Genomic DNA, 7,199 nt, shown 5'->3' on the forward strand with positions numbered 1-7,199 from the left:
GCACGCGTGACATAAGCGACAGCCAGTTCGGGAAATCCCCCTCCTTCGGGACGCCATGGGCTGCAAACCCATGGTAACAATATGCTTCCTGTAGAAGGAAAAGACATGACGTTCAACCCGAACCACCTCGCTTCCCGCCGCCGCGTGCTACAAGCCGCTGGCGCCGCGGCCGCCACCGTCGCCGCGCCGGGCTGGGTGCGCGCCCAGACGGAAGGCCCCATCGTCGTCGGCCAGACCGCCTCGCTGACCGGCCCGCTCGCCTTTCCCTTCGTCGAGATGAACAAGGGCATCAAGGCCGCGTTCGACGAATTCAACGAACGCGGCGGCGTGGACGGCCGGCGCATCGAGTTCGTCAGCCTCGACGATGCCGGCAGCCCCGAGAAGGCCGCCGCCAACGCCAAGCAGTTGATCGAGCAGAACAAGATCCTGTCCTTTTTCGCCTGCGGCGGGACCACCAGCGTGCTGGGCCTGATGCCGGTGGCCCAGCAGGCCAAGGTGCCGCTGATCTCGCCGGCGACCGGCATCGATGCGCTGCGGGTGCACAACCCGCTGGTCATCCACACGCGCACCGGCTACTCCACCGAGATCGCGAAGATCGCGCAGCACCTGAGCACGACCACCCAGACCAAGTGCGCCGTCGTCTACAACGACAACCCCTTCAGCAAGGCTGGCCTGGCCGCCTTCGAGGCTGCCGCCAAGCGCTACAACAACACGGACTGGAAGCCGTTCGTGCTAGGTCCCTCGCCCGACGACATCCCGAAGCTGGTGGCCGAGATCGCCGCCTGGGGCCCGACGTCGATCATGTCGCTGCATGTCGGCGGTATCGGGGTGGCCTTCTACAAGGCGCTGCGCGAGAAGGTGCCCGCGGCTCCCTACGTGCTCTCCATCGTCGGCACGAAACCGCTGATGGACGCGCTGGGCGAGGCGGCCAAGGGCACCACGGTCGCGCAGATCGTGCCCAACCCGGAGAACAGCACCATCGCCGTCGTTCGCGCCTACCAGAACGCGATGAAAAAGGCGGGCGTGGCGCCCTTCTCCTATTCCTCGCTGGAAGGCTATGTCGCGTCGCGCATCCTGTTCGAAGGCCTGCGCCGCGCCGGACGCCACGTGACGCGCGACAAGCTGGTGCCGGCCTTCGAGACCATGCGCCCCTACGACCTGGGCGGCTACGAGGTGAGCTACGGTCCGCGTGACCACGAAGGTTCGAACTTCGTGGAGCTGACCTACTACAACGGCGAGCGCTTCCGCCGCTGAATCCGGCAGTCAGCAAGGACAAGGGGCCCGACGAAGGGCCCCATTTTTTTGCTGCGGGCGGCCGGCGTGCCGCGGGAAGATCAGCGCAGCGGCGCGATGTGGCGCAGCGCCTGCACCGCCCCCTGGCCCATCGCGGCGCCGAAGCGCTTCACCAGGCGTTCGGCGACGTTCTCTTGCGGGGTGTAGTCGATCACCTCCTCGGCCTGGACCACCTCGCGCGCCACGTAGTCGAGCGAGCCGAGCCGGTCCACCAGGCCCAGCTCGACCGCCTGCTGGCCGTTCCAGAACAATCCCGAGAACATCTGAGGCGTTTCCTTCAGCTTCTTGCCGCGGCCCTCGCGGACCACCGCGATGAACTGCTGGTGGATCTGCCCGAGCATCGCCTTGGCGAGGGCGACTTCCTCCTGGGACGTCGGCGAGAAGGGATCGAGGAAACCCTTGTGCTCGCCGGCGGTCAGCAGGCGACGCTCGACGCCGAGCTTGTCCATCAGGCCGGTGAAGCCGAAGCCGTCCATCAGCACGCCAATGGAGCCGACGATGGAGGCCTTGTCGACGTAGATCTCGTCGGCGGCCACCGCGATGTAGTAGGCACCGGAGGCGCAGACCTCCTCGACCACCGCATAGACCTTCTTCTTGTGCAGGGCCTTAAGCCGGCGGATCTCCTCATTGATGATGCCCGCCTGCACCGGACTGCCGCCCGGCGAGTTGATGCGCAGCACCACGGCCTGGGAGCCGGCGTCCTCGAAGGCGCTGCGCAGCGCGGACAGCAGGTTTTCGGCGCTCGCCTCGGAATCCACGGCGATTTCGCCGCGCACATCGATCAGCGCGGTGTGTGGCCCGGCCTCGGCCGTGGTCGAGGCGCGCTGCGACCAGGCCATCAGCACCAGCGCCAGGCCCAGCAGCAGCCAGGCGAGCCGGAAGAAGATGCGCCAGCGGCGCTCGCGGCGCCGGTCTTCGAGGTAGGCGCGCGCCAGCTGGTTGATCAGCGCGCTGTCGCCCGCGGCGACCGGCGCCGCCGCGGGGGCGGGCGCCGGCGTCGTTTCAGGCAAGCCGGCCTCATGGCCAGGATCGATGGAGCTCATGGTGTCCCTGGAAAAAAATGGAAGCCTGCTGAGGGAGCGACGAAGCCGCCGCGTCAGCCCCGGTCAGTCTTGGAAGACAGGCTGGACGTCGGCAGAAGGATACCAATAGACCTTGCCGTCCCGTTCATCAACCTTGACCTCGATGAGCTTCGCCCCCGGGCAAGGCCCCCCGGCGCAGCGCCCGTCGCGCGGGTTGTAGATCGCGCCGTGGATGGAGCAGATGATCCACTCGCCGCTGTCGTCGAGGAAGTGGTCCGGCTGCCAGTCCATCTCGGTGGGCACGTGGGCGCAGCGGTTCACGTAGGACACCGGGCGACCGTCGAAGCGCAGCGCGAAGGCGCGGGCGGCACCGCCCCACAGCAGCACGTCGAAGGACACCGCCAGGCCACGCTCCTGCAGCGCCGCGCTCTCGCACAGCTCCACGCCCTTCAATTCCGGGGTCATGCGTGCTCCCTCAACCACTGGTCCAGCTCGGCCACCGAGTGCGCCACGAAACGCGGCTGGTAGTCCTTGAAGAAGGCCGGCTCGTGTGCGCCGTAGCTGACCGCCACGCTGGCCGTGCCGGCGTTGAGGGCCAGCTGGAGGTCGTGGGTGGTGTCGCCGATCATCAGGGTGCGCTCGGGCTCGACGCCGAACTCGCCCATCAGCTCCTGCAGCATGCGCGGATGCGGCTTGGGCAGGGTGTCGTCGGCGGTGCGGGTGCTGTCGAACACACCGCGCAGCTGCACCGTCGAGAGCGCCTCGTTCAGGCCGCGACGCGACTTGCCGGTCGCGATGCCCAGCCAGTGGTGGCGATCCTTGACGGCCTCCAGCATTGGCAGCACGCCCTCGAACAGGGTGAGCTCGTGCTGGCGGGCGAAGTAGTGGTGACGGTAGCGCTGGATCAGCGCCTCGTACTGCCGCGGCGGCAGGCCGGGCACCAGATGGGCCAAGGCCTCGTAGAGGCCCATGCCGATGACATAGGCCGCGTCGCGGTCCGCGGGCATGGGGACCTGCATGTCGAAGCAGGCGGACTGCAGGCTCTTGACGATGAGAGCGGTGGAATCGAACAGCGTGCCGTCCCAATCGAAAACGATCAGGTCGTACTGGCGGGGTCGTGAAACTGTCATGGGGTCTCTGCGCCGGAGGCGGCCAGGGCCCCCAGCAGTTGGCTACATTCCTTGGGCAAGGCGGCTTCCAGCTCAATGCTCTCGCCGCTGCCGGGATGATCGAAGCGCAGGCGGCGCGCGTGCAGGAACATGCGGTCGAAACGCAAGCCCGGCACGGCCTCGCCGCGCGCCAGCGCCTTGTTGAGCGCGAAGTCGCCGTACTTCTCGTCGCCGGCAATCGGGTGGCCCTCGTGCGCCAGATGGACACGAATCTGGTGTGTCCGGCCGGTCTTGATCGTGACGTCGAGCAGCGTGAAACCGGAGTAGGCGCCCACCACCTTCACGAGGGTGATCGAGCGGCGTCCCTCCTCGGCGCTCGGGGACACGGCACGCACGCGCCGTTCGCCCTCGCCGGTCAGGTATTTGTGCAAGGCGACATCGATGACCTTGCGCTTTTCCGGCCAGCCACCGATCACGAGGGCAGCGTAGGTCTTGCCGGTTTCGCGCTGGCGGAACTGGTCCTGCAGCGTGGTCAGCGCGCTGCGTTTCTTGGCCAGCAGCAGCACGCCGGAGGTCTCCTTGTCGAGCCGGTGCACCAGCTCGAGGAAACGCGCCTCCGGCCGGGCCCGGCGCAGCTGCTCGATCACGCCGTGGCTGACGCCGCTGCCGCCGTGCACGGCGACGCCGGCCGGCTTGTTGACCGCCAGCAGGTGGTCGTCCTCGTAGAGCACCGGAAATTCGCGTGCCGGCACCTCGGCGGCGGCCGGCTTGTCGGCCATGCGGACCGGCGGCACCCGCACCTCGTCGCCCAGCGCCAGCCGCGTGTCGGCGGCCGCGCGCCCTTTGTTCACCCGCACCTCGCCGCTGCGCACGATGCGGTAGACATGGGTCTTGGGCACACCCTTCAGTGTTTTGATCAGGAAATTGTCGAGCCGCTGACCGGCCGACGCCTCGTCGATCAGCAGGCGCTGCACCGAGGGCGCCGGGGCGGCCGCAGGGCTGGCCGCCGTCGCCCGGGAAGGCGGGGCCGCCGCCACCTGCCGAGTGCGTCCGCGAGAGCCGCCGCGCGGGGCGCCGGACGCGGTTTCAGCGGGGTCCACCTGACGCGGCCTTTTCACCCCTATAATCCGTTGCACCACGTTTGCGTTGTAAGTGTTTGATTTTCAAGAGTTTACCCGGCACTTTCCCGACCCTGATCGGAAAAGTGCCGGCAACACTGGCAACCAAAGTGGTCGGCAGGCCTTTTTCGTCGAGAAGTGAATGACGCGAGGCCTGAAATAAACGGTGATGCAACGCAGGCCAGCACGGCCGGCCGCTTCCCAAGGTGAAGCGGCGGCCCGGAACGGTCTGCGGTAGAGCCAACGTCGAAAGAACCCAACAACAAGGTTTCCGGCGGCAGGCCGGTCACGTCGGATGCCCGCGGGCTTGCATGCCCGCACCGGCACCCGGCGCCCGCCTGCAGCCCGCTCCCGAGACTTCCCCACGGATGCTGTTCCCCTTCCCCTCGCTTTCCTCCCTGCCAGGCGCCCTTCCGGTCGTGACCCCGGACGCGGTGCCTGCTCGGCATGGCGCGGCGCGCATGCGCGCATGCCGCCGCGGGAAGGAGGCGGGGAGCCTCCGGGCCGCCCTTTTCGCAAAGGGCGTGGTCTTGCGGATGCATGCGCCAACGCTGTCTTCGTGATCCTCGCGGTCATGGCAGTCCAGGGCGATTCCTTCCGGTTCTCCTCCACGTTGCTTGTGCATCGATGAGCCGCCCTCGGATCTGACAACTCCGGGAGGCGGCGTGTTCGAGCGCCCGCGGCCGGCAACGGCCGCGGCAGAGGAGTGTTGATGAAACGCATGCTGATCAATGCGACGCAGCAGGAAGAGCGTCGCCTGGCCATCGTCGATGGCCAGAAACTGCTCGATTTCGAGACTGAAATCGAAGGGCGCGAGCAGCGCAAGGGCAATATCTACAAGGCGGTGGTCACCCGCGTGGAGCCCTCTCTCGAAGCCTGCTTCGTGGATTACGGCGAGGAGCGCCACGGCTTCCTGCCTTTCAAGGAAATCTCGCGCCAGTTCTTCAAGGACGGCGTCGACGTGCGCAACGCCAAGATTTCCGACGCGATCCGTGAAGGACAGGAACTGCTGGTCCAGGTTGAAAAGGAAGAGCGCGGCAACAAGGGCGCGGCACTCACCACCTTTATCTCGCTGGCCGGCCGTTATCTCGTGCTGATGCCCAACAACCCGCGCGGCGGCGGCGTATCCCGCCGCATCGAGGGCGAGGACCGCGAGGAGCTGAAGGAAGCGCTCGACCAGCTCGACTACCCGAAAGGCATGAGCCTGATCGCCCGCACCGCCGGCATCGGCCGCAGCGTGGCCGAGCTGCAGTGGGACCTGAATTACATGCTCAAGCTGTGGACCGCCATCGATGGCGCGGCCACGGCGCGCAAGGGCGCCTTCCTGATCTACCAGGAATCCTCGCTGGTGATCCGCGCGATCCGGGACTACTTCACCTCGGACATCGGCGAGATCCTGATCGACACCGACGACATCTACGATCAGGCCCAGCAGTTCATGAACCACGTGATGCCGGACAATTCCGGCCGCGTGAAGCGCTACCGTGACGACGCGCCCCTGTTCAGCCGCTTCCAGATCGAGCACCAGATCGAGACGGCCTTCTCGCGCACCGTCAACCTGCCCTCCGGCGGCGCGATCGTGATCGACCACACCGAGGCGCTGGTGTCCATCGACGTCAACTCGGCCCGCGCCACGCGCGGCGGCGACATCGAGGAGACCGCCACCCGCACCAACCTGGAAGCCGCCGACGAGATTGCGCGCCAGATGCGCCTGCGAGACCTGGGCGGCCTGATCGTGGTCGACTTCATCGACATGGAGGAGTCGAAAAACCGCCGCGAGGTCGAGACCCGGCTGCGCGACGCGCTGCGCCAGGACCGCGCCCGCGTGCAGTTCAGCTCGATCTCCAAGTTCGGCCTGCTGGAGCTGTCGCGCCAACGCCTGCGCCCGGCGCTCAGCGAAGGCTCGCACATCACCTGCCCGCGCTGCAACGGCACCGGCCACATCCGCGACACCGAGTCGAGCGCGCTGCAGATCCTGCGCATGGTGCAGGAAGAGGCCATGAAGGAGAACACCTTCGCGGTCCACGTGCAGGTGCCGGTCGAGGTCACCTCCTTCCTGCTCAACGAAAAGCGGATGGAGATCAACAAGATCGAGTTCAAGCAGAGCGTGAAGGTGCTGCTGGTGCCCAACAAGCACCTGGAGACGCCCAACTACAAGCTCGAGCGCCTGCGCCACGACGACCCGCGGGTCGAAAACCTGCAGGCCAGCTACTCGATGATCGAGGAGCCGGACGACGAGGTCGGCATCACGCGGCGCGAGAAGACCAAACCCAAGCAGGAGCCGGTGATCAAGGGCCTGTTGCCCGAGCAGCCCGCCCCCATCTCGCTGGCCAAGCCCGAGCTGCCGCCCGCCCCGGCGCCGGTGGCCGCCGCTCCGGTGGCAACGCCGGCCCCGGTGGCCGCGCCGGCCCCGGCCAGCGGCGGATTTTTCGGCTGGCTGAAGAAGCTGTTCGCCCCGGTCGAGGCGCCGGCCCCGGTGCCGGCGCCCGCTCCTGCGGTGGCGACCCCGGCGCCCGCCGCGCCGAAGGAAGGCCAGGACAACCGCCGCCGCGGCGACCGCGGTGAGCGCGGTGAGCGCGGTGAACGGGGTGAACGCAAGGACGGCGAGCGCCGCGGCGGTCGCGACCGCAATGCCCGCGACGCCGGCCGGGAGGAAC

General features: G+C 67.7%; 6 protein-coding genes. 2 read left to right on the top strand and 4 right to left on the bottom strand.

Annotated elements, in window-relative coordinates; genetic code table 11:
* Positions 1–105 precede the first annotated feature (105 nt).
* Positions 106–1,254: an ABC transporter substrate-binding protein gene (locus OOT46_RS28275; RefSeq protein WP_265406964.1), complete on the top strand. Its 1,149-nt coding sequence runs from the start codon at positions 106–108 to the stop codon at positions 1,252–1,254.
* Between the two features lie 80 nt (positions 1,255–1,334).
* On the opposite strand, the gene OOT46_RS28280 is transcribed toward OOT46_RS28275, so the two are convergent.
* The 4 genes from OOT46_RS28280 to OOT46_RS28295 all read right to left on the bottom strand — a co-directional run bounded on the left by OOT46_RS28280 (position 1,335) and on the right by OOT46_RS28295 (position 4,398).
* Positions 1,335–2,336, bottom strand: coding sequence for a S49 family peptidase (locus OOT46_RS28280; protein ID WP_265406965.1), 1,002 nt, complete (start codon positions 2,334–2,336; stop codon positions 1,335–1,337).
* A 63-nt stretch (positions 2,337–2,399) separates the two neighbouring features.
* Positions 2,400–2,780 (bottom strand): Rieske (2Fe-2S) protein, encoded by a 381-nt coding sequence (locus OOT46_RS28285; RefSeq protein ID WP_265406966.1) that lies wholly within the window; start codon positions 2,778–2,780, stop codon positions 2,400–2,402.
* Positions 2,777–3,445, bottom strand: a complete 669-nt coding sequence (locus OOT46_RS28290; RefSeq protein WP_265406967.1) for an HAD family hydrolase — start codon at positions 3,443–3,445, stop codon at positions 2,777–2,779. The genes OOT46_RS28285 and OOT46_RS28290 overlap by 4 nt, the downstream gene beginning before the upstream one ends.
* Positions 3,442–4,398 carry an RluA family pseudouridine synthase gene (locus tag OOT46_RS28295; protein ID WP_265406971.1) on the bottom strand — a complete coding sequence of 319 codons (957 nt, stop codon included), beginning with the start codon at positions 4,396–4,398 and terminating at the stop codon, positions 3,442–3,444. Before OOT46_RS28295 ends, OOT46_RS28290 begins: the two co-directional genes overlap by 4 nt.
* A gap of 856 nt (positions 4,399–5,254) precedes the next feature.
* On the opposite strand from OOT46_RS28295, the gene OOT46_RS28300 reads away from it, so the two are divergent.
* On the top strand, positions 5,255–7,199 hold a 1,945-nt coding region (locus OOT46_RS28300; RefSeq protein WP_265406968.1), incomplete at its 3' end, for an Rne/Rng family ribonuclease.

This window comes from Aquabacterium sp. A7-Y (assembly GCF_026153205.1).
GTDB lineage: Bacteria > Pseudomonadota > Gammaproteobacteria > Burkholderiales > Burkholderiaceae_C > Caldimonas.

Coding starts and splice junctions, on each gene's coding strand:
- OOT46_RS28275 (WP_265406964.1), top strand. CDS start 106: ATGACGTTCAACCCGAACCACCTCGCTTCCCGCCGCCGCGTGCTACAA.
- OOT46_RS28290 (WP_265406967.1), bottom strand. CDS start 3,445: ATGACAGTTTCACGACCCCGCCAGTACGACCTGATCGTTTTCGATTGG.
- OOT46_RS28280 (WP_265406965.1), bottom strand. CDS start 2,336: ATGAGCTCCATCGATCCTGGCCATGAGGCCGGCTTGCCTGAAACGACG.
- OOT46_RS28285 (WP_265406966.1), bottom strand. CDS start 2,780: ATGACCCCGGAATTGAAGGGCGTGGAGCTGTGCGAGAGCGCGGCGCTG.